Here is a 24679-nt window from a genome sequence, read left to right as displayed (position 1 = left end):
TATCGGCACACACATCATGTACGACACGGAACCCATTGCCGCGACACGCGGCCCCGCCGGCGGGCAGCCGGAACCGCGGCGCGTCCGCAACTTCATCGACGGCGAGTATCGCGCGGGCGAACGCTGGTTCGACAAGCGCTCGCCGCTCGACAACGCGCTGATCGCGCGCGTGGCCGAAGCGAGCCGCGCCGATGTCGACGCGGCCGTGCAGGCAGCGCGCGCGGCATTGGCGGGCCCGTGGGGCGGCCTGACCGTCGCGCAGCGCGTCGAGATCCTGTATGCGGTCGCCGACGGCATCACGCGCCGCTTCGACGATTTTCTCGAAGCGGAAGTGGCCGACACCGGCAAGCCGGTGAGCCTTGCGAGTCATATCGACATCCCGCGCGGCGCCGCGAACTTCAAGGTATTCGCCGACGTCGTGAAGAACGTGCCCGGCGAAACCTTCGAAATGGCGACGCCGGACGGCGCGGGCGCGCTCAACTACGCGATCCGCCGGCCGGTCGGCGTGGTCGGCGTGATCTGCCCGTGGAACCTGCCGCTGCTGCTGATGACGTGGAAGGTCGGCCCCGCGCTCGCGTGCGGCAACACGGTGGTCGTGAAGCCGTCGGAGGAGACGCCGCAGACGGCCGCGCTGCTCGGCGAAGTGATGAACGCGGCCGGCGTGCCGCGCGGCGTCTACAACGTCGTGCACGGCTTCGGGCCGGGCTCGGCCGGCGAATTCCTGACGACCCATCCGGGCGTGAACGCGATCACGTTCACCGGCGAGACGCGTACCGGCGCGGCCATCATGAAGGCCGCGGCCGACGGCGCGCGGCCCGTCAGCCTCGAGATGGGCGGCAAGAACGCGGCGATCGTGTTCGCCGACTGCGATTTCGACGCGGCTGTCGAAGGCACGCTGCGCTCGTGCTTCGCGAATGCGGGGCAGGTGTGCCTCGGCACCGAGCGCGTGTATGTCGAGCGCCCGCTGTTCGAGCGCTTCGTCGCCGCGCTGAAGGCCGGCGCCGAGCGGCTGCGGCCGGGCCGTCCGGAAGCGGACACGACCGGCATCGGCCCGCTGATCAGCCAGGAGCACCGCGCCAAGGTGCTGTCGTACTACCGCCAGGCCGCCGAACTCGGCGCGACGGTCGTGACGGGCGGCGGCGTGCCCGACATGCCGGCCGACCTGCGCGACGGCGCATGGGTGCAGCCGACGATCTGGACGGGCCTCGGCGACGATTCGCCGATCGCACGCGACGAGATCTTCGGGCCGTGCACGCTCGTGATGCCGTTCGATTCCGAAGCCGAGGTGATCGGCCGCGCGAACGCGAATGCGTACGGGCTGTCGACCGCGATCTGGACGAGCAACCTGTCGCGCGCGCATCGCGTCGCCGCGTCGATCGACGTCGGCATCGCGTGGGTCAATTCGTGGTTCCTGCGCGACCTGCGCACTGCGTTCGGCGGCGCGAAGCAATCGGGCATCGGCCGCGAAGGCGGCGTGCATTCGCTCGAGTTCTATACGGAACTGCGCAACGTCTGCATCAAGCTCTGATCCCTTTATTACTGACTGGACGATTCATATGGACTCCACGTTGATCACCACGCTCGGCGACCGGCTGTACGACGCGATGACGTCGCGCACGCCCGTCGCGCCGCTGACGTCGCAGCACGAGGACCTGTCGGTCGCCGACGCCTACCGCATCCAGCAGCGCTTCGTGCAGCGCCGGCTGGACGCGGGCGAGACCGTCATCGGCAAGAAGATCGGCGTCACGTCGAAGGCCGTGATGGACATGCTCGGCGTGTACCAGCCCGATTTCGGCTACCTGCTGTCGGGCATGGTGTACGGCGAAGGCGAGCGCATTCCGCTCGACACGCTGATCCAGCCGAAGGCCGAAGGCGAGATCGCGTTCGTGCTCAAGCGCGACCTGCTCGGCCCGGGCGTGACGAACGCGATGGTGCTGGCCGCGACCGAATGCGTGATGCCGTGCTTCGAGATCGTCGATTCGCGGATCCGCGACTGGAAGCTCCGGATTGGCGACACGGTGGCGGACAACGCGTCGTGCGGCGTGTTCGTGCTAGGCGACAAGGCGGTCGGCACGCGCAGCGTCGATCTCTCGACCTGCGGGATGGTGCTCGAGAAGAACGGCGACGTGATCGGCACCGGCGCGGGCGCGGCTGCGCTCGGCTCGCCGGTCAATGCCGTCGCATGGCTCGCCAATACGCTCGGCCGCCTCGGCATTCCGCTGAAGGCCGGCGAAGTGATCCTGTCCGGCGCGCTCGCCGCGATGGCGCCGGTCGGCCCCGGCGACAACTTCCGCGTGTCGATCGGTGGGATCGGCGCGTGCTCGGTGCGGTTCGCGTGAGCGGCGCCGCTCTCATTCACTGGAAAACAAGGACTTCCCCATGACCCGGAAAATCCGTTGCGCGCTGATCGGCCCCGGCAACATCGGCACCGACCTGCTCGCCAAGCTCATGCGCAGCCCCGTGCTCGAACCCGTGTGGATGGTCGGCATCGATCCCGATTCCGACGGCCTGAAGCGCGCGCGCGAACTCGGCCTCAAGACCACCGCTGACGGCGTCGATGGCCTGCTGCCGCACGTGCAGGCGGACGGCGTGCAGATCGCGTTCGACGCGACGAGCGCATACGTCCATGCCGAGAACAGCCGCAAGCTGAACGCGCTCGGCGTGCTGATGATCGACCTGACGCCGGCCGCGATCGGCCCGTACTGCGTGCCGCCCGTGAACCTGATGGATCACATCGGCTCCGGCGAGATGAACGTGAACATGGTCACCTGCGGCGGCCAGGCGACGATCCCGATGGTGCGCGCGATCTCGCGCGTGCAGCCGGTCGCGTACGGCGAGATCGTCGCGACCGTGTCGTCACGCTCGGTCGGCCCCGGCACGCGCAAGAACATCGACGAGTTCACGCGCACCACGGCGGCGGCCGTCGCGCAGGTCGGCGGCGCGAAGCAGGGCAAGGCGATCATCGTGATCAACCCGGCCGATCCGCCGCTGATCATGCGCGACACCGTGCACTGCCTGACCGAGGGCACGCCCGACGAAGCACGCATCGTCGAATCGGTGCACGCGATGATCGCCGACGTGCAGCGCTACGTGCCCGGCTACCGGCTCGTCAACGGGCCGGTGTTCGACGGCAACCGCGTGTCGGTGTACCTCGAGGTCGAAGGCCTCGGCGACTACCTGCCGAAGTACGCGGGCAACCTCGACATCATGACGGCCGCCGCCGCGCGCACCGCCGAGATGTTCGCCGAGGAACTGCTGGCCGGCCGCCTCACGCTGGCGTCGGCCGCCCAGGCGGCCTGACGCGACTTCCACGATCGGACAAAAAAGGAACGGCAATGAATCTCAAAGGCAAGCGAATCACCGTCCACGACATGACGCTGCGTGACGGCATGCACCCGAAGCGTCACCAGATGACGCTCGACCAGATGCGCTCGATCGCGACCGGGCTCGACGCGGCCGGCGTGCCGCTGATCGAGGTCACGCACGGCGACGGCCTCGGCGGCTCGTCGGTCAACTACGGCTTTCCCGCGCACACCGACGCCGAATATCTCGGCGCGGTGATCCCGCTGCTCAAGCGCGCGAAGGTATCGGCGCTGCTGCTGCCGGGCATCGGCACCGTCGACCATCTGAAGGAGGCGCATGCGCTCGGCGTGCATACGATCCGCGTCGCGACGCATTGCACCGAGGCCGATGTCTCGGAACAGCACATCGCGATGGCGCGCAAGCTCGACATGGATACCGTCGGCTTCCTGATGATGAGCCACATGAACAGCCCGGAAGGGCTCGTGAAGCAGGCGAAGCTGATGGAGTCGTACGGCGCGAACTGCATCTACATCACCGATTCGGCCGGCTACATGCTGCCCGACGACGTGAAGGCGCGCCTCGGCGCGGTGCGTGACGCGCTGCAGCCCGGTACCGAACTGGGCTTTCACGGCCACCACAACCTCGCGATGGGCGTCGCGAACTCGATCGCCGCGATCGAGGCCGGCGCGAACCGGATCGACGGCGCATCCGCCGGGCTCGGTGCGGGCGCCGGCAACACGCCGCTCGAAGTGTTCGTCGCGGTGTGCGATCGGATGGGCATCGAGACCGGCGTGGACGTATGGAAGATCCAGGACGTCGCCGAGGATCTCGTCGTGCCGATGATGGATTTCCCGATCCGCATCGATCGCGACGCGCTGACGCTCGGCTACGCGGGCGTGTACGGCTCGTTCCTGCTGTTCGCCAAGCGCGCGGGCGAGAAATACGGGATCCCGGCGCGCGACATCCTCGTCGAGCTGGGCCGGCGCGGGATGGTCGGCGGGCAGGAGGACATGATCGAGGACACCGCGCTGACGCTCGCGAAGGCGCGCGCGGCGCAAGCGAAGCGGGAGGCCGCATGAACCTGAGCACCGAGATCGTCGAATCGCTTGCCGCGCATCTCGACGACTGCATGCGCGAAGCGCGCGACACGACGAAGATCACCGACCGTCATCCCGAGATGGACTGGGACGACGCCTACGCGGTGCAGGACGCGATCCGCCGCCGGCAGCTCGCGCGCGGCGCGCGGATCGTCGGCTACAAGGCCGGCCTGACGTCGCACGCGAAGATGCGCCAGATGGGCGTCGACACGCCGGTGTTCGGATTCCTGACCGACGTCTACGACCTGCCAGAAGGCGGCGAGTGCAATACCGCCGAACTGATTCATCCGAAGGTGGAGCCGGAGATCGCGTTCGTCACGAAGGCCGAACTGAAGGGGCCGGGCTGCCACATCGGCGCGGTGCTCGCCGCGACCGATTTCGTCATCGCGGGGATCGAGGTGATCGACAGCCGCTACCGCGACTTCAAGTTCGACCTGAAAAGCGTGGTGGCCGACAACACGTCGGCGGCGCGTTTCGTCGCGGGCGGTCGCCCGCTCGCAGTGGACGGCGTCGACCTGCGCACGCTCGGCGTCGTGCTCGAGAAGAACGGGCGGCCGGTCGCGTTCGGCGCGGGCGCGGCCGTGCTCGGGCATCCGGCCGCCGCGATCGCGATGCTCGCGAACCATCTCGGCGCGCGCGGCGAATCGATTCCCGCCGGCAGCCTGATCCTGTCGGGCGGCATCACCGAGGCGGTGGCCGTCGAGGCTGGCGACAGCGTGACGCTGCGCGTGCAGGACATCGGCTCGATCGGCCTGCGCTTCATCTGAACGAAACACGACCCAACAGGAGGCCATCGTGCCGGTTGCTCATCTCTACATCCTCGAAGGCCGCGACGACGACAAGAAGGAACGCCTGATCGCCGAGGTCACGGAAGCCATTCATCGCTCGCTGGATGCGCCGGTCGAAGCGGTGCGCGTGATCATCACCGAGATGCCGAAGGCGCATTTCGGGATCGGCGGGCAGAGCGCAAAAAAGCGCGGGCGGTAACACGCCACGTCCCCATGAATCGACAGAAGGAGCGTCATGTCATCCAATCCTGAATTCGGCCGCCGGATCGTCGCCGGCGGCATCGACACGAACTATCACGACACCGGCGACGGGCCCCCCGTGCTGCTGATCCACGGCTCGGGGCCGGGCGTGACCGCCTATGCGAACTGGCGGCTCACGATGCCGGCGCTTGCGGAGCGGTTTCGCGTGATCGCGCCCGACATGGCCGGATTCGGCGAGACCGAGCGACCGCTCGGGTACGTCTATTCGATGGACCACTGGGTCGACCACGCGCTCGGCCTGCTCGACGCGCTGGGCGTCGAGCGTGCGCACGTGATCGGCAATTCGTTCGGCGGCGCGCTCGCGCTGGCGCTCGCGATCCGGGCACCGGAGCGCGTCGGCCGGCTCGTGCTGATGGGCGCGGCCGGCACGCGCTTCACGCTGACCGAAGGGCTCGACGCGGTGTGGGGCTACACGCCGTCGATCGCGAACATGCGCGCGCTGCTGGACATCTTCGCGTTCGATCGCGCGCTCGTGAACGACGAACTTGCGAAGCTGCGCTACGACGCTAGCGTGCGGCCCGGTTACCAGGAGGCGTTCGCGAACATGTTTCCGGCGCCACGCCAGCGCTGGGTCGACGCGCTCGCGAGCGACGACGCGAAGCTGCGCGCGCTGACGCACGACACGCTGATCGTGCACGGGCGCGAAGACCGCGTGATTCCGATGGCAAGTTCGCAGAAGCTGCTCGAACTGCTGCCGAATGCACAGTTGCACGTGTTCGGCCGCTGCGGGCACTGGACGCAGATCGAACACGCGGAGCGGTTCAACCGGCTGGTGATCGACCATTTCAGCGAGTCGACGGACTGATCGATTCACGCCGACGACGGCATGCCGCGCGACGGCGCGCGGCAGGATGGGTGGGGCAGGAGGATTCGCGTGTCGTGATCGTGCGGACTGCCGGACGGAGGCCGGCGAGATCCCGCTGATCGCGAGCCGGACGCAACTTCAAGCGATGGATCGCAGCTATCTAAACGATTAGTACTATTTAATTATAAATGGGTAAGGAGACGTCAGTGAAAGGCATGTATGTTCGTTTGGCGGTCGTGGCATGCGCCGCGGCATGGGTCACGCATGCGCGTGCGACCGACGTGTTCAATCTCGAGGGCTACGGCCCGGTCTCGCGCGCGATGGGCGGGACCGGCGTGGCCTACGACGTCGGCGGGGCAGCGATGATGCTGAACCCGGCCACGCTCGGCCTGATGACCGAGGGGCGCTATGTGGACCTCGGGCTCGACGTGGTCACGACCGACATTCACGTGAAGAACGCGGCGACCGGCGAGGTCGCCACGTCGGGCAATCACGGCAACAACAACGGGCCGTATTTCGCGCCGCAGCTGTCCGTCGTCTATCGCCGTGCGAACTATGCGTTCGGCATCGGCGCGTTTGCAGAAGGCGGGCTCGGTACGCAATTCGGCGGCAGCAGTTTCCTGTCGCGGACGGCGACCAACGGCGTCGATACCGGGCTCGACCAGTTTTCGCGGCTGCTGGTGCTGCGCGTCCCGCTGTCCGCGGCATACAACGTGACCGACCGGTTGACGGTCGGGGCGTCGCTGGACGTCGTCTGGACCTCGCTCAACCTGGGATCGCTGCTCGACGTGTCCCAGATCGGCACGCTGGCCGCGCAGCGCCGCGTGTCCGGGTCGCTGGTGCCGGCACTGCTGAGCGTGCCCGGCCTGTCGGGCGGCTACGTCGGGTTTTCGCACAGCGGCATCGTCGGCGGCGGAGCGGACGCGTGGGGTGTCGGCGGCAAGCTGGGCCTCACGTATCTGCTGGCGCCCGACACGCGGGTCGGCATGGCGTACAGCTTCAAGACCGCCGTGGGCGATCTGCGCGCCGGGCACGCGAACCTGACCGCCGTCAGTTCGGTCGCGGGCAACATTCCACTGAGCGGCGACATCGTCGTGAAGGATTTCCAGATGCCGGCCCAGTTCACGGTGGGTATCAGCCACCGCTTCAACGACCAGTGGTCGGTCTCGGCCGACTACCAGCGCGTGTTCTGGTCGAGCGTGATGAAGGACCTGAACATGAGCTTCACGCAGGCCGGAACCGGCGCGAACCTGAGCCTGTCGATCCCGCAGAATTATCGCGACATCAACGTCTTCGCGGTCGGTGCGGAATATTGCTACAACGCGAAGCTGACGCTGCGCGCGGGGTTCCAGTACGCGCAGGAGGCCGTACCGAACGACACGTTGCTGGCCGTCGTTCCGGCGATTCCGACGACGCACCTGAGCGCGGGAGCGTCCTACGCGTTCGACAAGGACGATCTCCTCAGCTTCGCACTATCGGTCGGCCTGCAAAAGACGTTGTCGAACGGCAGCCAGCCGAACACCGCGGTGCCCATCGTCGCAACGCATTCGCAAATCAACGCGGTCGTCGGATATCAGAAGCGCTTCTGACGGGACGCCGGGCGACGTACATCGATACCGCGTCGCCCGGCGCTTGTCGGGTCACTCGGCGGCGATGCCGTACTTGCGCAAACGGTAGGCCAGCGTCGGCCGGCTGATGCCGAGCACGCGCGCGGCCAGCGAGAGGTTGCCGTTGGCTTCGGCGATCGCGGCGCGCAGCATCGCCACCTCGGTTTCGGCGAGCCCGGGGCGGGCGCCGGGGCCGGTCGAGGCAGGGGCCGACGGCGTCTCGACCGGCTCGTCCATCAAGGCGATGTTGCCGCTGCGTTTCAGAATGAACGACGACACGTCGATTTCCTCGCCGGTCGTGAACAGGTGGCAGAGGTCGAGCGCACCGCCGTCCTCGGCGAGAATCACCGCGCGTTCGATCATGTTTTCCAGTTCGCGCACGTTGCCGGGCCAGTCGTAGTTGAACATCGCGTCGACCGCGCGCTCGCGAAAGCCGGTGATCTGCTTGTCGTGCTTCTTGGCGAGCCGCTGAAGGAACCAGTTCATCATCAGCGGGATGTCGTCGCGCCGTTCGCGAAGCGGCGGCACCAGGATCGGAAACACGTTGAGACGGAAGAAGAGATCCTCGCGGAATTGTCCGGCCTTGACGGCTTCCCGCAGGTTGACGTTCGTCGCGGCGATCACACGCACGTCGATCTTGCGCGTGCGTGTGTCGCCGACGCGCTCCAGCTCGCCCTGCTGAAGCGCGCGCAACAGCTTGCCCTGCGCGGTGAAGCTGAGCGTGCCGATTTCGTCGAGAAAGAGTGTGCCGCCATCGGCCCGCTCGAACCGGCCGGGCCGCGACGAGGTCGCGCCGGTATAGCCGCCGCGTTCGACGCCGAACAGTTCGGATTCCATCAGGTGTTCCGGAATCGACGCGCAGTTGACGGCCACGAACGGCTTGTCGGCCCGCTTGCTGAGCCGGTGCAGGTTGTTCGCGAACACTTCCTTGCCGACCCCGCTTTCGCCGAGAAACAGCACTGTGGCCTCCGTGGGCGCCACCTTGTTGACCATGTGGCACACGGTGTTGAAGCCGGCCGAGATGCCGACGACGCCGAAACTGTTCTCGGGCGCGCGCGCGATCCGCTCGGCGATCCTGCTGGTGGTCGGCAGCATGGTCTGCGGCTCGAGCGACCATTTGACGAAATCGCCGATCTGCAGGAAGCGCAGATCGTCCTGCGGATCGTCCCATTCCTCGACCGGCTTGCCGATGACGCGGCATTTTGCATGTCCCATCCCGCGGCATTCGATTTCCCGCCACAGGATCGGCCGGCCCATGAACGCGCTGGTATAGCCGCACGCATAGCCGATCAGCATCCAGCAGACCGCGTCGTTGCCGATCCCGTAACTCGCGATGTGCGCCTCCGCCTCCGACGAGTCGATCAGGTAGAAGTCGCCGAAATAGTGGCCGCGCCCGACATCGATGTCGAGCGCGATCGGTTCGCAGTGGACGATCCCTTCGAGCGAGACGAGCTGCGGGCCGGCGAGGAAGTCGTCGTAGGTGTTGAAGCCGGCGCGTACCTTGCGCGCCATCGCGGCGTCGTGCGTGCCGGCCTGGTAGCCGATGCGGGTGATGAGGCCGCGTGCGGTTTCCTTGCCGAGGCTCTCGATCAGCTCCTGGCGCAGCGCGCCGAGCGAGCTGATGTGCATCAGCATCATGCGCTGGTCGTCGAGCCAGATCCGGCCTTGCTGGGGCGCGAATCGCAGACGCTTCGCGAGGTCGTGGATGGCGGGAACGCGAATCTCCGGATGCCCGGCTTCGCGCGGGGAATGTCCCGCGCGCGGCCGTGGCGCGGAATCCGGTTTGCCGTTGCGCATTTCGCTCCTTGACATGCTTGCCTCGCTTGCGGCCGGTTCGGCCGACGCTCCCCGTGCCGGTGATGCATGTGGCGCACGGGACCATGCGTGCCGGCATGCATGGCGACCGAATCGCCCGGTCCAGCTTAGCCGGCGCGTGTCGTCGTGGCGATTGGTGAAACTACGTGAGGGAAATGCACAGAGGAATGCACGCTGCCCGCCCGGGCGGGCAGCGTGCATCGGGGTCAGACGAATCGATCGAAGTGGAGCTGCGCGAAGGGAACCTTGTGCCGAAGCATCAGCAGGTCCTGCACGGCCTCGATCATCGGTGGCGGGCCCGCGAAATAGAAGCGGTAGCGGTCGAGCGGTTGCGCGAGCATGCGCTCTGCCTCGTCATGGACGAAGCCCGTCGCACCGTGCCATGGCTGCGACGCATCCGGGGCGGACAGCACGACGGAAACCGACAGTCGTTCGTGCGCCAGCGCATCGAGTTCCGCCGCGGCGCCGAGATCCGCCTGCGAGCGCGCGCCGTAGAAGAAGTGGACACGCGGGGATCCCGGTTGCGCCAGCGCGCCGCGCGCGATCGAAAGCATCGGTGCGAGCCCCGAGCCGCCGGCGATACAGACGATCTCGCGGGCGTCGTCGTCGCGCAGGTAGGCGTGCCCGTAAGGCCCGTCGAGCAGCACGCGCTCGCCGATGGCGATACGGTTGAACAGCGCGTTGCTGCCCGCGCCGGCGGGGAGGCGCCGGATGATGAACTGCCAGAGGCCGTCGCCGTTCGGCAGATTCGACATCGAATAGGCGCGCGCGCCCTGTGCAGCAGGCGGATAGAGGAGCGCGTACTGGCCGGCGCGGAACGCCGCCTCGCCCGGGGCGCGGAACGTGAATTCGCTCATGTCCGGCGTCACGCTGCGACGCGCGACCAGTTCCGCTTCCCGGCGCAACGGGGTGACGACCGGCCGGTAGCTGTCGTCGCAGCGCACGCGGATCGTGCAGTCGCCGGTCGGGCGCGACTGGCACGCGAGCTGTTTGCCGCGCTTGCGATCGCGTTCGGAGAGGCCCGGCGCGTCCGACCACAGCGTGTCCATCGCGCCGGACACGAGCTCGAAGCGGCAGGCGCCGCAGCCGCCCACGCTGCATTCGTGCGGCAGTCCCACGCCGGCCCGCAATGCGCCGCGCAACAGCGCGTCTTCCGACGCGTCGACGGCGAATGTCGCGCCGCCTTCAATCGTGATCTGATGTTCCATCTTCAGGTTTCGCGTTACGGGGCCGGCACGGGCCGACCCCGGGTTCATCCAGCGGTCACAAGCCGATGCCGCGCCAGAATTCGCCGACCGCCGCGCGCGCACGCGCTGCCGCATCCGGCGCGTCGGGCAGTGCATCGCAATACGCGTCGATGGCGGCATCCGCGAGCGGCGCCCACTTGTCGATCCACGCCGCGAGCACCGCGCGGTTGCCGTCCTGTTCCAGCGCCATGCGCACGAGCTCGGCTGCCCAGCGGCGATGCCGTTGCGCGTCGGCCAGTTGTGCATCGGTCAGCAGGCCGAGCAGCGTATCGCCGTTGTGGCGAGCGGTCTGGCCGAGCGTGCGCAGCACGGTCTCGTCGATGGCGGGCCGTGCGACCAGGTTCAGCGCGACGAAGCTCTCGGCCCAGTCCCATGCGACGAGCGCTTCCTCGACGAGCCGCCGCCAGCCCTGCCATGCGGGGCTCTGTTCCCAGATGCGACGTTCGTCGCTCGCGAAGCCGAGATCGGGAAAGGCCTGCGACAGCTCCCTGGTCCGATATGCGGTGTGCGTGAGCCAGCGCAGCGAGTCGGCCGTCTGGTAGGCGGCGCAGTTGGAGATCGTCGACGCGGGCGCGAGCTGCGTCAGATAGGCGGAGCCCATCTGCAGCGCGTGGAACAGGTAGCGCGCGGGGGTATACAGGTGCGCGAGGTGTTCCGCCCAGTCGCGCCCGAGCATCGTGTCGTGGCCGCGCGACGAGAACTGGTCGAGCAGGCCGAAGACGTACGTCTCCTGGCCGTCCTGCAGCATGTTGTAGGTTCGATAGACCAGCTCGTCGGGATCGCGGAAAGCGTTCCAGTCGGCGTGTTGCAGCGGCGATGCGTTGCGGTATTGCTTGAACCACTGCGCCATCCCGAAGTTGGGGTCGAGTTCGAACGGCGCGTCGGGGTTGTCGGTCGTGTAGTGGAGATTGGTCGAGACGATCTCGTATTCGCTCGGCTTGCGCCGCCGCGCGGCCAGATGGCTCCACGTCTTGAGCGGCTTCAGGATTTCGGGTTGCGTCATGCTGGTCTCCGGTCAGAGCGTCTTTTCGTAATAGAAGCGGACGTAGTCGTCCGTCGTCTCGATGCGGCCCGCGAACGAGCTGAGGTTGATTTCCAGTTCCGACATCTTGAATGGCCGGCCGAGCGCGGCCTCCAGGGTCGCGCGGCGCAGAATCAGTTCGCCGTCGGTGTCGATGCGCACGTAGGCGAGCTTGTCGTCGATGCGGATCTCCTTGTCCGGGTTGTCTTCCTGGGCGGCCTCGATGACGCCGGCCGTGATGCTGCTCGCGCGCAGGATGGGGCCGACGCGGTTGTTGCGATAGGCGTCCGCTGTGTTGTCGTGACTCATGGTGTATTCCTACGTCGGGTCAGGAATGGGCGAAGAGCGGTTCGACGCCCTCCACGGCAACGAGGATGTCGTCCCCGTCGAGTTTCACGGCATATTCCGCGAGCCGGCAGTCGCCGGGATTGATGCCCTTGCCCGTCTTCGCGTCGAAGGTCCATTGATGTGCGCGGCACATCAGCACGCGGCCGTCGAACTTGCCTTCCGCGAGCGGAATGTCCTGGTGCGGACAGATGCCCTGGAACGCGCGCGGCTCGCCCCCTTTGGGGCGGACCAGCACGATCACGTGGCCTTCGACCTCGACTTCGGTCATGTCGCCTTCCCACAGCTCGTCGAGCGTGCATGCTTTGTGAAATGTCATGTCGGCCTCACGCGTCGCAGAAAATGAACTCGAGCGCTTCCATCGGCCGGATGTCCGTCTCGCCGAGCCGCGCGTCGCGCGGGAAGAAAGTGTCGCTGCCCTGGCGCCGCACCCTCACGACCTTGTCCGGTCGCGGCGCGACGCGCCGGCCGACCGAGTGATGCGCGGCCGTGGCCGCGACCTCGTCCATGGTGTTGTCGGTATCGACCGCCACGAGCTGCAGCAGGAAGTCGTACTGGAAATTTGAAATCACGGGAAAAAGTGCCATGTCGTCCTCCATTGATCGGCCGTCTCAAGCGGCTTTCTGTTGATTGCCGCGATTGCGGTAGGCCTCGACCCACGCGTATCGATGTGCGTCGTCGCCGCTCTCGCCGGGAGCGAGGCTCATGTACTTGAGCGCGCCCATCAGGTCGGGCGGCTGGATATGTCCGGCGAGGAAGCGATCGACGAGCGTCATGTGATCGCGATAGCGCAGCGGGTCTTGCTGGAAGACCCAGCGGTCGATTTCCGAGTTGAAGTGATAGGTGCGGCCGTTGTAGTCGAGCGGATAGTCCTTCACGTTCCAGCCGTTGCCGGGAATCGCACAGATCGGCAACTGGCTCATGTTGCAGACGATCGGCAGGGTTTCCGGCATCGTCAGGTGCGTCCGGCCCGCGACCAGGTTGTCGATGATGACGTCCCAGGCCTTGCCGAACGTGTCGTTCCAGCCGGGGTACTTCTCTTCGAGCCAGTCGCGGCAATCCGGCGTCATGCCGGCGGCGGGGTTCCACCAGATGGTCGGCCGCCAGAACCAGATGCCCATCTGGTATGCGTGATGCTGGTAGTCGAACTCGTTGATCATCTGATCCCAGTACCACGGCAGGTCGAGACCGAGATCGATCAGCGTGCGTTCGAACTGGCCGACGATCCATTCGCGCATGAACTCCTTGAACGATTGCTTGCGGTGATGCAGCGGTGTCGCGTAGTCCATCGAGGTGCCGGTCAGCAGGCAGAAGAGACGCCACGCGCGGGCGATGGCGACGTCGACGAGCTGCTGCGCTTCTTCCTTGCGGCCGTTCGCGATCAGGATCTGCAGCGCGGGGCCGCCGATCTGCGCATGGCGCGATTCGTCGGTCTGGATGCTGGAGATCAGGCTCGCGAACGTGAAATCGCCGGCTTCGGCGGCGTCCGCGGCGAGGCCCAGGAACTGCATGTTGGTGAAGCCGGTTTCGAACGCGAACGTCAGCATCACGGCGATCTCGAGTGCACTGCGCGACATGAACAGGTCGTCGAACGTGCTGCGTGCGGCGATCGCACCCCACTCGTTCGTGTGGTAGGCCTTGTGGGCCCAGTCGAACTGGCGGTCCTTGTGGCAGTAATCGTGCGGGAAATACAGCTGCAGTTGCCCGTGGCGGTTTTCGTCCAGCATGCCGAACGTCGCCATGTTGCGCATCCCGGGGGCGCGGCCGAAGCGGGCCATGCGCGCTTCCGCGCTCATGGCGGCGTATTCGCCGAGCGCGATGGCGCCGTAGTGCGACTTCAGGATCGACAGCCAGCCGGGATCGGCCTCCTCGAACATGCGGCTGCGCTCCAGCGCGGCCTTCACGGAATAGGCGCCGGCATCCTTTTCGCGCTGAATGCGGACGTATTCGGAATAGGAAGTCTTGTACGGCTCGTCGTAGGCTTCCCATGTTTCCATCGGAATGCCTTGCGCGCCAGTCATGATCTCGGGGAAAAGGTCGGACTCCGTAACATATCGGGGAGTCCAGTTCGTCGAGCGGGCAATGTCGTACCACGCCGATCGTTCCAGTAACGCCATGGTCATGTCTCCTTGATTGGGATCGTTCGAACCGGTTGTCTCCGCACGGAGGGTGTCGCGCAAGGGGCCGGCATGAATGACTGAGCAAGGGCAGTGCCAGGAACGGGCTGCAACCGGAATGTGTGCGCTGCAAAAATCCCGACATTCCTAGTTTGGCAGTATGGAGGGAACCTCAGATGTTGGGTATGGTGCGATGCACAAACGACCTGGAATCAGGCCGATTTGATGATTTGGTCAAGCGGGTCCGGCTTGCGTGCGATGAACCCTGCTGATCTTTTGATAAAAATCTGGATAAGGCGAAGGCACTTGTAGCTGCAATGAAGGCAACGCTGCTCTAATCGTCGCGGTGTTGGACTGGCGTCGCCAGCGGGCAAGGCTGAACATCCCGCACAGATGACTGCGCCCGCCGGTCGCCGCCGAACACTTCACGGATGCAAGGGAGCCCCTTCCGGGTAGTAATCCGCCGATCGAACTGACGGCCGAACGGCCGTCGTACATTGGAAGCAGCCCTCAAGTGTGCCCAGGACGGAAGGACCGTTGTGGGTTCAGAGTCGTTCGCGTCGTCCCAGAACCGCCTTTTCGGTCGTGCGCCGATTGCGACGTCCAAATGCGCGCCCGCGAGGTGGTGCCGTTTATCAGCGGTGCGATTGCCTGCTCAAACTCGGGTTTCGCAAAACGCGCGACAGGGGCTGTCGGCGCTACAACGGTGTGGGGTGGGAGTTGACAATGGTCTTCGCAACACCGTGGACGGTGACAACTTTAATTCGCAACGTGCGACCTCATGAAGTTGCGACGATTTCGGCCTTCATCGTCGGCGCGAGGCGGCGGAGTGACATTTTTACTTCGCAAACGGTGACGACTTTAATTTGGTCTGCGTCTAGCATGATCGTCCCCGCCGGGCCGGCAAAGGATAGCGAACGAGGCGCGTCGTTTTTAGCGCGTCGGGCGACTGGGGGATTCCCGTGCGGCCGCGCTCGAGCGCGGTGCTGTTTCCGCGTTGACATGAGTCAAGTGGGGTGTCGGTTCGAGGCAGCAGCATTCACACAGGGTCGTGTTGTACGAGCGATCCTGCGCTTGCACAATCTCGAAGCGCGTCGCTCCGGTCCGGAGAATTCATCATGCGAAAGTGGGTATGCAGATCATGTTCGTGCAGATGCTGTTTGCTGCAACTATTGGGATAGCCGCCACCGACCAGCCGAGCCGGAGCTGGGGATGAAGAGCCGATGCGCGACCAACGACCACGCCAGCGAACGCCTGATGATCGAGCCGCACTGGTACGCGTCCGCAGCATCGGTAAATTGCCGGATATTTTGTACCAAATTCGTCGACGGCGTTTCGCGCGCACCGGGTAATTCGATGTGATGGTCCCATGGGTCACTGTTTGTCTATTGACAAGGTATCGGTATGTCTAAGCTTGGCTACGCTCGCGTATCGACTGAAGAACAATCGCTGGACCTGCAACTCGTTGCACTGAAGAAGGCGGGTTGTAGACGAATCTTCACCGACCACGGGATTTCCGGGACGCGTCACGAAAGGCCCGGGTTGCTTGAACTCATGGCGGTCGCGAAGTCGGGAGATACCATCGTCGTCTGGCGGCTCGATCGACTTGGTCGTTCGCTGCAGCATCTCATTCAGATCCTTGCTGATCTGCGTGAGCGTGGCATTCACTTCGCTTCGCTAAACGAAGCAATCGACACGGGAACACCGACAGGCACGTTCGTTTTCCATATGCTGGCGGCACTTGCCGAGTTCGAACGATCGCTTATCAGCGAGCGCACCAAGGCCGGGATGGCGGTAGCGAAAATACATGGCAGCCGCCTGGGACGACCACGGATTCTGGACGCCAAGCAGGTCAAGATTGCACGTGAACTCGAGAAGACCTATACCGCGAAGGAAACGGCTCGCCTTCTTTCGGTCGATAAGCGGACGCTCGAGAGGGCACTCCAAAACGACTCGGAGAACGCACGTATCGATGCGAAATCGCGTGTGAATGCGGGCTCATAGAAGCGGGCAGATTGTTTTTCCCTGGCGGATAGGCGGACAAACGGAAAAGGTCTGCTCTAGAAATGCCGAACGAGCACGGCGCGATGGAAGATGAATTTATTGTTCTTCCAGTTTGATCCGAGATACTGTTCTGGGATGAACGCCAAAGTGACGTGCCACTTCGGTAATCGGATGGCACTTCAACATGTTCATGGCTTCTTTCCTTTGCTCTTGGCTAAGTGCGCGTCGTCGGCCTATCTGACTTCCCCGGGTACGGGCGGCGTTCATTCCGGCACGTGTTCGCTCGCTAATCAAGCTTCTTTCGAACTGTGCGAGTGCACCCATCATATGAAAAATAAGAACGCCACCTGCAGAGTTTGTATTAATCGCTTCGGTGATCGAGTGAAGATGGACGTTGTGTTTCTCGAGAATGGCAACTAGTTCGATCAGTTTTCCAAGAGATCGACCTAGACGGTCCAGTCTCCAGACCACCAGCGTATCGCCCACATTCATCTGCGCAAGAACCGCATCGAGTCCTGGACGCGAAAATTCGGCACCAGAAACACCCCGATCGGTGAATATTCGATGACATCCAGCCGACCTCAACGCGTCAATTTGCAGGCCGAGGTTTTGTTCTTCTGTAGATACGCGTGCATATCCGATGTTCATAATCATGAGTCAATAACTACCCGGAGCCATCTTTGGGTGCAGAATATTAATATTCCTTATGGTTATTATCGGGTCGCACCTTTCCGGATTTTGGTGGGTGAAAGTAGTGGCCATACATATTCTCCCAAAATCTCTCTCGTCAGATGATAAGTTAATACGCGCCGCTCCCGTTCAAACTGCAAACAATTGTAAAACGACGTGTGTTTTTACTGCATTGTACTGGACAAAACGGTTCCATTTTGTCGTTGTGTCCCTTTTGGTGATGTCTCCTTGCCTGGCGGTCGTTTCGACGAATAGCCCTACCCACAACCATAGCTTTGCGCAAAGGAACCTTTTTTGCATGCAGAAAAAGGGGCGGATGTCATTGACGGACGCCGTGCCCGTCAACTAGCTGGCGGTAGAGCCTGCGAGCGAGAAGTCGCTTCGATGGCGAGTACGTCGGTATTGCACGTGCAGCGTGAGCCGGTGGGCATAAGATGCTGACCGAGAGCCTGTTCGCCAGATCGAGCTGATATGGACAACGCCACGCCAGACGACGTGTCACGTGCGTCGAGATGGCCCGCGACGTACGGATGCGGCGGGTTTTGTGAACTGCTGTCGATATTGATGTCGGTGAAAAGTGGGGTTTCATGTCTGTTGAATTTTGATGGGCTGTCTCGGTGGATGCGAATCCCGGATTAAGCGGATTTTCGGCATCATGGTTTTATTTTAATAAATAGATTAAGTTAGAAAAATTTTCCTTGGTCGTGCTCTCCTGGATATCTATTAATCAGGGGTGCGAATCGATGCGCGTTTAATGTTTTTTGAAAATTTTATTCGGGTACTTGATGGGCATGGGCGCGCGTGTTCTTCGATAATTATCAATTCGGCATATAACAGATATGAATCGCACCTATCGGACAATCTGGAACGAGACACTCGGCACGTGGGTGGCTGCATCCGAAATCACTGCTACTCGAGGCAAGGGAAAGGGTAGCGTATCGGCCAAACTGCTGGCTGGTGTGCTGCTTCTTGGCGCAGCTCAGGCGAGCCATGCTGGAACGTATACGTTCTCTAGTGGTAACTGTATTTTCCCGTCACAGACGGGGCCGGATGGCTCGCGGGTGTACGCTGCAGGGGCGGCCCCATCGACTGGTAGTGGTGGTTTTTCGTCCGTTGCCGGGTGTAATTCGAATGATGGTGGCTTTAGTGGTGTGACACTGTACGGTGCGTTTACGAGTACCACCGGTGCGGGTGCGACAGCCTTTGGCATGGGGGCGAGTGCCGGCTATTTGGGGACGGCATTGGGGCTCCAGGCGACTGCTTCGGGCACTGCTGCCTTGGCTCTAGGTTATAACGCTACTGCTTCAGCAGGGTACGGGGTGGCGATTGGCTCCAGCGCCGTGTCGCCAGTGACCGCCTCGGGGGCTGGCTCGATTGCCATCGGTGGCAGTACCGGCACTAAGGGCGCCGTGGCGTCGGGGGCCAACGCAGTGGCCCTTGGCGGCAACGCTGTTGCCTCAGCGGTCGATACGCTCGCGATTGGCGCTGGCGCCGCATCGTCCGGTAATTACTCGACTTCGTTTGGGACTGGTGCAAATGCTACCGGAGCCGGCGCCACAGCATTGGGCAGTAACGGGACCGTTGGCTCCTGGGCTGCTGCGGCCGATTCGGTTGCGATTGCCGGGCAATCCAAAGTGGCCGCTACGGCCACCTCGGGTATTGCGATCGGACGTGGCGCGACCGTGAGCGGCGTGTGGGGCATCGCGCAAGGCGATTCCGCCACCGCATCGGCTCAAGAGGCAACTGCCATTGGCTCGAACGCTTTAGCATCTGGCTCGTGGGGGACTGCAATTGGTGACAGCAGCACCGCCTCGGGCCAACAGTCGGTTGCTCTTGGCAATCGGGCAACAGGTTCAGGCACTTATGCAGCCGCTATTGGGGACAATAGCATTGCATCAGGCTTCGAGGCTCTGGCCGCGGGCCCCGCTTCGACTGCGTCCGGTACGATGGCAACAGCAGTCGGTTTCCAAGCCTCCGCAAGCGGAGCAGGTTCGGTAGCCCTCGGAGGCAATGCCGTTGGCGGCGCCAATTCTGTTGCATCGGATGGCATTGCCATCGGTGGCCAATCGTCTGTCGCCGCTGGGGCTACGTCTGGCATTGCAGTCGGACGTGGTGCGACCGCGAGTGGCGCGTTTGGCATCGCACTGGGCGATGGCATCATTTCCGGCGCAACGGGGCAGAACGTTGCGATTGGTTCTAGCGGCACGACGGCCAATAGTTCAACGGCGACCGGCGGCGCGGTCGCGATTGGTCGCGGGCAAACGGCAACGGGTAATGGTGCGGTCGCGATTGGTGACCCGAATGTGGCAATCGGTACAGGTGCCGTTGCCGCGGGTGCCAACAATACGGCCACCGGTAATGGCGCTGTTGCGGTCGGTAACACCAATACGGCAAACGGACAAGGCTCTGTCGCATTGGGCAACAGCAGCATCGTTTCCTCTGCGGGCGGCGTTGCGCTCGGCGATACGGCCAATGCCAGCGCTACCAATGCACAGGCATTCGGTTCTGGCTCTGTAGCCAATGTTGCCGGTTCCGTCGCTCTGGGCTCCGCTGCTGTCACGACAGGTGCGGCAACGGCCGCCACGGGTGGTACTGGAGCGGTCAGTAGCACAACCATCGGCGGCACCACATTCGGCACTTATGCGGGTGCCAGTTCGACCGCCGGTGTAGTAAGCGTCGGTGCGTCGGGTACGGAACGACGTATTCAGAACGTCGCCGCAGGCTTGGTGAGTGGGTCCAGTACGGACGCAATCAACGGCAGCCAGCTCTATGCAGTTGCTAGCACGACGACGTCGAGTATTAGTAGCCTCTCGACGTCTGCGTCGACTGCGGTCACCTCGCTGTCAACAGGTCTCTCATCTGCCAACAGCTCGATCGGTTCGCTGTCCACGTCGACCTCGACCGGTATCAACTCGCTGTCTACCGGTATCAGCTCGGCCAATAGCTCGGTCACCTCGCTGTCGACGTCCACGTCGACGGGCCTGTCGTCGGCCAACAGCTCCATCGGTTCGCTGTCCACGTCAACCTCGACCGGCATCACCTCGCTGTCCACCGGCATCAGCTCGGCCAATAGCTCGGTCACGTCGCTCTCGACGTCCACGTCGACGGGCCTGTCRTCGGCCAACAGCTCCATCGGTTCGCTGTCCACGTCAACCTCGACCGGCATCACCTCGCTGTCCACCGGCATCAGCTCGGCCAATAGCTCGGTCACGTCGCTCTCGACGTCCACGTCGACGGGGCTGTCATCGGCCAAYAGCTCCATCGGTTCGCTGTCCACGTCAACCTCGACCGGCATCACCTCGCTGTCCACCGGCATCAGCTCGGCCAATAGCTCGGTCACGTCGCTCTCGACGTCCACGTCGACGGGCCTGTCGTCGGCCAACAGCTCCATCGGTTCGCTGTCCACGTCGACCTCGACCGGCATCACCTCGCTGTCCACCGGCATCAGCTCGGCCAATAGCTCGGTCACGTCGCTCTCGACGTCCACGTCGACGGGGCTGTCATCGGCCAATAGCTCGATCACGTCGCTGTCGACGTCCACGTCGACGGGGCTGTCATCGGCCAATAGCTCGATCACGTCGTTGTCGACTTCGACGTCGACCGGCCTGTCATCGGCCAATAGCTCGATCACTTCGTTGTCGACTTCGACGTCGACCGGCCTGTCGTCGGCCAACAGCTCGATCACCTCGCTGTCGACCTCGACGTCGACCGGCCTGTCGTCGGCCAATAGCTCGATCACTTCACTGTCCACGTCGACCTCGACCGGCCTGTCTTCGGCCAATAGCTCGATCACGTCGCTGTCGACTTCGACGTCGACCGGCCTGTCTTCGGCCAACAGCTCGATCACGTCGCTGTCGACCTCGACGTCGACGGGTCTGTCGTCGGCCAATAGCTCGATCACTTCACTGTCCACGTCGACCTCGACCGGCCTGTCTTCGGCCAACAGCTCGATCACGTCGCTGTCGACCTCGACGTCGACGGGTCTGTCGTCGGCCAATAGCTCGATCACTTCACTGTCCACGTCGACCTCGACCGGCCTGTCTTCGGCCAACAGCTCGATCACTTCACTGTCGACCTCGACCTCGACTGGCCTGTCGTCGGCTAACAGCTCGATCACCTCGCTGTCCACGTCGACGTCGACCGGCATCGGTTCGCTGTCCACCGGCCTGAGCAGCACGAACAGCTCGGTGTCGTCTCTGTCGACTTCGACTTCGACCGCGATCAACGCTGCGAAGACGCACTATTACAGCGTCAATGACAACGGCACACAGCAGGGCAATTACAACAATGACGGGGCGACGGGCGTCAACGCGCTTGCCGCGGGAACGAATGCGAGCGCGTCGGGCGCGAGCAGCGTCGCGGTTGGGGACGGCTCGCATGCTGCGTCGGACGGGGCGGTTGCGATCGGCCAGGGCGCATCGGCGACAGGTGGCAAGGCCGTGTCGATCGGATCTGGCAACACGGCCAGCGGGGACGGCGCGGTTGCCATCGGCGATCCGAGCGTCGCGACAGGCACTGGCGCGGTGGCGATGGGCGCAAACAACACGGCGACCGGCAACGGAGCAGTGGCGCTGGGCAATGCAAATACGGCGGTCGGTGACGGCTCGCTCGCGTTGGGCAACGCTTCGACGGCAAGCGCAGCAGGCTCGGTGGCCTTCGGTGCGAACGCGATCGCCAAAAACGCCAACGATGTTGCCCTTGGTTCTGGCTCGGTCACGGCGGCATCGAATCCGACCAGTGGCGCCGTGATCGGCACGACGACGTATGGCAATTTTGCCGGGACGACGCCGTCGAGCGTGGTGAGCGTCGGTGCGCCAGGTGCTGAGCGCCAGATTACCAATGTCGCGGCAGGTCAAGTCACGTCGTCCAGTACGGATGCAATCAACGGTAGTCAGCTTTATTCGGTAGCAAGCACGACCGTTTCAAGTATCGCGTCGCTGTCGACTTCTACATCGACAGGTCTCGGCTCGCTTTCTACGGGGCTGTCGAGCACGAATAGCGCGGTGACGTCGCTTTCGTCGACACTCTCTTCGTCCAATAGTGCGATCACATCGCTCTCGACCGGTCTGAGCTCGACAGATAGCTCGGTGACCTCGCTGTCGACGTCCACGTCGACCGGCCTGTCGTCGGCAAGCAGCTCGATCACGTCGTTGTCCACTTCGACCTCGACGGGCCTGTCCACGGCTAACAGCTCGATCGATTCGCTGTCGACTTCGACCTCGACGGGTCTCTCGTCGGCTAACAGCTCGATCACGTCGCTGTCCACCTCGACCTCGACGGGCCTGTCGTCGGCTAACAGCTCGATCGGCTCGTTGTCGACCTCCACGTCGACCGGCCTGTCTTCGGCCAACAGCTCGATCGGCTCGTTGTCGACCTCCACGTCGACCGGCCTGTCTTCGGCCAACAGCTCGATCACGTCGTTGTCCACTTCGACCTCGACCGGCCTGTCGTCGGCTAACAGCTCGATCGATTCGCTGTCGACTTCGACCTCGACGGGTCTGTCGTCGGCTAACAGCTCGATCACGTCGCTGTCCACCTCGACCTCGACGGGCCTGTCGTCGGCGAACAGCTCGATCGGCTCGTTGTCGACCTCGACCTCGACCGGTCTGTCGTCGGCCAACAGCTCGATCACGTCGTTGTCCACGTCGACTTCGACTGGCCTGTCGTCGGCGAATAGCTCGATCACGTCGTTGTCCACCTCGACCTCGACCGGCCTCTCGTCGGCCAACAGCTCGATCGGCTCGTTGTCGACCTCCACGTCGACCGGTCTGTCGTCGGCTAACAGCTCGATCACCTCGCTCTCGACCTCCACGTCGACCGGCCTGTCTTCGGCAAACAGCTCGATCACGTCGCTGTCGACTTCCACGTCGACCGGCCTGTCGTCGGCTAACAGCTCGATCACGTCGCTGTCGACTTCCACGTCGACCGGCCTGTCGTCGGCTAACAGCTCGATCGGCTCGCTGTCCACGTCGACTTCGACGGGCCTGTCGTCGGCCAACAGCTCGATTGGCTCGTTGTCGACCTCGACCTCGACCGGCCTGTCGTCGGCCAACAGCTCGATTGGCTCGTTGTCGACCTCGACCTCGACCGGCCTCTCGTCGGCTAACAGCTCGATCGGCTCGCTGTCCACGTCGACTTCGACGGGCCTGTCGTCGGCTAACAGCTCGATCGGCTCGCTCTCGACCTCGACGTCGACCGGCCTGTCGTCGGCCAACAGCTCGATCGGCTCGTTGTCGACTTCGACGTCGACCGGCCTGTCGTCGGCTAACAGCTCGATCGGCTCGTTGTCGACCTCCACGTCGACCGGTCTGTCGTCGGCCAACAGCTCGATCACGTCGCTCTCGACCTCGACGTCGACCGGCCTGTCGTCGGCTAACAGCTCGATCGGCTCGTTGTCGACCTCCACGTCGACCGGTCTGTCGTCGGCCAACAGCTCGATCACGTCGCTCTCGACCTCGACGTCGACCGGCCTGTCGTCGGCCAACAGCTCGATTGGCTCGTTGTCGACCTCGACCTCGACCGGCCTGTCGTCGGCAAACAGCTCGATTGGCTCGCTGTCCACGTCGACCTCGACCGGCCTCTCGTCGGCWAACAGCTCGATCGGCTCGTTGTCGACYTCSACGTCGACCGGYCTGTCGTCGGCAAACAGCTCGATCGGCTCGTTGTCGACCTCGACCTCGACGGGCCTCTCGTCGGCTAACAGCTCGATCGGCTCGTTGTCGACTTCGACGTCGACGGGCCTGTCCTCGGCCAACAGCTCGATCGGCTCGCTGTCGACTTCGACTTCGACCGGTTTGTCGTCCGCGAACAGCTCGATCGGCTCGCTGTCGACTTCGACTTCGACCGGTTTGTCGTCCGCGAACAGCTCGATCACCTCGCTGTCGACCTCGACCTCGACGGGCCTCTCGTCGGCTAACAGCTCGATCGGCTCGTTGTCGACCTCGACCTCGACCGGCCTGTCGTCGGCAAACAGCTCGATCGGCTCGTTGTCGACTTCGACGTCGACCGGCCTGTCGTCGGCAAACAGCTCGATCACCTCGCTGTCCACGTCGACCTCGACCGGCCTGTCGTCGGCCAACAGCTCGATCGGCTCGTTGTCCACGTCGACCTCGACCGGCCTGTCGTCGGCGAATAGCTCGATCGGCTCGCTGTCCACGTCGACTTCGACGGGCCTGTCCTCGGCCAACAGCTCGATCACCTCGCTGTCCACCTCGACGTCGACCGGTTTGTCCTCGGCCAACAGCTCGATCACGTCGCTGTCGACCTCAACTTCGACCGGCATCAACTCGCTGTCCACCGGCCTGAGTTCGACCAACAGCACGGTATCGTCCCTGTCGACCTCGACCTCGACCGGCCTCTCGTCCGCCAACAGCTCGATCGGCTCGTTGTCGACTTCGACCTCAACCGGCCTCTCATCGGCCAACAGCTCGATCACGTCGTTGTCCACCTCGACCTCGACCGGCATCGGCTCGTTGTCCACCGGCCTGAGCAGCACGAACAGCACGATCCTGTCGCTGTCCACGTCGACTTCGACCGGCATCGGCTCGCTGTCCACCGGCCTGAGCAGCACGAACAGCTC

General features: G+C 64.0%; 18 protein-coding genes and 1 pseudogene. 11 read left to right on the top strand and 8 right to left on the bottom strand.

Annotated features, from left to right (window positions below):
- Positions 1-16 precede the first annotated feature (16 nt).
- The 8 genes from B7G54_RS36675 to B7G54_RS36640 all read left to right on the top strand — a co-directional run bounded on the left by B7G54_RS36675 (position 17) and on the right by B7G54_RS36640 (position 7843).
- Positions 17-1528 carry a 2-hydroxymuconic semialdehyde dehydrogenase gene (locus B7G54_RS36675; protein ID WP_085043547.1) on the top strand — a complete coding sequence of 504 codons (1512 nt, stop codon included), beginning with the start codon at positions 17-19 and terminating at the stop codon, positions 1526-1528.
- Positions 1529-1556: 28 nt separating this feature from the next.
- Positions 1557-2339, top strand: a complete 783-nt coding sequence (dmpE, locus tag B7G54_RS36670; RefSeq protein WP_085043546.1) for a 2-oxopent-4-enoate hydratase — start codon at positions 1557-1559, stop codon at positions 2337-2339.
- Positions 2340-2379: 40 nt separating this feature from the next.
- Positions 2380-3300 carry an acetaldehyde dehydrogenase (acetylating) gene (locus tag B7G54_RS36665; protein ID WP_071333400.1) on the top strand — a complete coding sequence of 307 codons (921 nt, stop codon included), beginning with the start codon at positions 2380-2382 and terminating at the stop codon, positions 3298-3300.
- A 35-nt stretch (positions 3301-3335) separates the two neighbouring features.
- Entirely contained in the window at positions 3336-4382 is a 1047-nt protein-coding gene (gene dmpG, locus B7G54_RS36660; protein WP_085043545.1) for a 4-hydroxy-2-oxovalerate aldolase, read from the top strand.
- Positions 4379-5167 carry a 2-oxo-3-hexenedioate decarboxylase gene (dmpH, locus tag B7G54_RS36655; protein WP_046548956.1) on the top strand — a complete coding sequence of 263 codons (789 nt, stop codon included), beginning with the start codon at positions 4379-4381 and terminating at the stop codon, positions 5165-5167. Before dmpG ends, dmpH begins: the two co-directional genes overlap by 4 nt.
- Positions 5168-5195: 28 nt before the next feature.
- Positions 5196-5387, top strand: a complete 192-nt coding sequence (locus B7G54_RS36650; protein ID WP_046548957.1) for a 2-hydroxymuconate tautomerase — start codon at positions 5196-5198, stop codon at positions 5385-5387.
- Positions 5388-5423: 36 nt separating this feature from the next.
- On the top strand, positions 5424-6254 hold the full coding sequence (locus tag B7G54_RS36645) for an alpha/beta fold hydrolase (RefSeq protein WP_085043544.1): 831 nt from the start codon (positions 5424-5426) through the stop codon (positions 6252-6254).
- A 206-nt stretch (positions 6255-6460) separates the two neighbouring features.
- The gene (locus B7G54_RS36640) at positions 6461-7843 is read left to right on the top strand and encodes an OmpP1/FadL family transporter (RefSeq protein WP_085043543.1); all 1383 of its coding nucleotides are present in this window, start codon (positions 6461-6463) and stop codon (positions 7841-7843) included.
- Positions 7844-7894: 51 nt separating this feature from the next.
- On the opposite strand, the gene B7G54_RS36635 is transcribed toward B7G54_RS36640, so the two are convergent.
- The 7 genes from B7G54_RS36635 to B7G54_RS36605 all read right to left on the bottom strand — a co-directional run bounded on the left by B7G54_RS36635 (position 7895) and on the right by B7G54_RS36605 (position 14406).
- Positions 7895-9673 (bottom strand): sigma-54-dependent Fis family transcriptional regulator, encoded by a 1779-nt coding sequence (locus B7G54_RS36635; RefSeq protein WP_244289487.1) that lies wholly within the window; start codon positions 9671-9673, stop codon positions 7895-7897.
- Positions 9674-9882: 209 nt separating this feature from the next.
- Positions 9883-10884 carry a 2Fe-2S iron-sulfur cluster-binding protein gene (locus B7G54_RS36630; RefSeq protein WP_085043558.1) on the bottom strand — a complete coding sequence of 334 codons (1002 nt, stop codon included), beginning with the start codon at positions 10882-10884 and terminating at the stop codon, positions 9883-9885.
- 55 nt (positions 10885-10939) lie between these two features.
- Positions 10940-11926: an aromatic/alkene monooxygenase hydroxylase subunit beta gene (locus B7G54_RS36625; RefSeq protein ID WP_085043542.1), complete on the bottom strand. Its 987-nt coding sequence runs from the start codon at positions 11924-11926 to the stop codon at positions 10940-10942.
- Between the two features lie 12 nt (positions 11927-11938).
- Positions 11939-12253, bottom strand: a complete 315-nt coding sequence (locus tag B7G54_RS36620) for an MmoB/DmpM family protein (RefSeq protein ID WP_046548962.1) — start codon at positions 12251-12253, stop codon at positions 11939-11941.
- A gap of 19 nt (positions 12254-12272) precedes the next feature.
- Complete coding sequence (locus B7G54_RS36615) at positions 12273-12608, bottom strand: monooxygenase system ferredoxin subunit (protein ID WP_085043541.1); 336 nt, start codon at positions 12606-12608, stop codon at positions 12273-12275.
- Positions 12609-12615: 7 nt separating this feature from the next.
- Positions 12616-12876: a toluene-4-monooxygenase system B family protein gene (locus tag B7G54_RS36610; RefSeq protein WP_085043557.1), complete on the bottom strand. Its 261-nt coding sequence runs from the start codon at positions 12874-12876 to the stop codon at positions 12616-12618.
- A gap of 24 nt (positions 12877-12900) precedes the next feature.
- On the bottom strand, positions 12901-14406 hold the full coding sequence (locus B7G54_RS36605; RefSeq protein ID WP_085043540.1) for a ferritin family protein: 1506 nt from the start codon (positions 14404-14406) through the stop codon (positions 12901-12903).
- Positions 14407-15810: 1404 nt separating this feature from the next.
- On the opposite strand from B7G54_RS36605, the gene B7G54_RS36600 reads away from it, so the two are divergent.
- Entirely contained in the window at positions 15811-16410 is a 600-nt protein-coding gene (locus B7G54_RS36600; RefSeq protein WP_085043539.1) for a recombinase family protein, read from the top strand.
- Between the two features lie 96 nt (positions 16411-16506).
- Here B7G54_RS36600 and B7G54_RS36595 read toward each other — a convergent pair whose 3' ends face one another.
- Positions 16507-17058, bottom strand: coding sequence for a recombinase family protein (locus B7G54_RS36595; protein ID WP_085043556.1), 552 nt, complete (start codon positions 17056-17058; stop codon positions 16507-16509).
- 881 nt (positions 17059-17939) lie between these two features.
- Here B7G54_RS36595 and B7G54_RS40295 point away from each other — a divergent pair.
- Positions 17940-18665 (top strand): annotated as a pseudogene (locus B7G54_RS40295) (ESPR-type extended signal peptide-containing protein); the annotation flags it as partial.
- The coding region (locus B7G54_RS38435; RefSeq protein ID WP_425266538.1) for a beta strand repeat-containing protein at positions 18663-24679 on the top strand (6017 nt) is incomplete at its 3' end. The pseudogene B7G54_RS40295 and the gene B7G54_RS38435, both read left to right, overlap by 3 nt.

The organism is Burkholderia puraquae (assembly GCF_002099195.1).
GTDB lineage: Bacteria > Pseudomonadota > Gammaproteobacteria > Burkholderiales > Burkholderiaceae > Burkholderia > Burkholderia puraquae.
The sequence above is the reverse complement of the archived record's forward strand: the minus strand, read 5'-3'. Positions and strand labels throughout refer to the sequence as shown.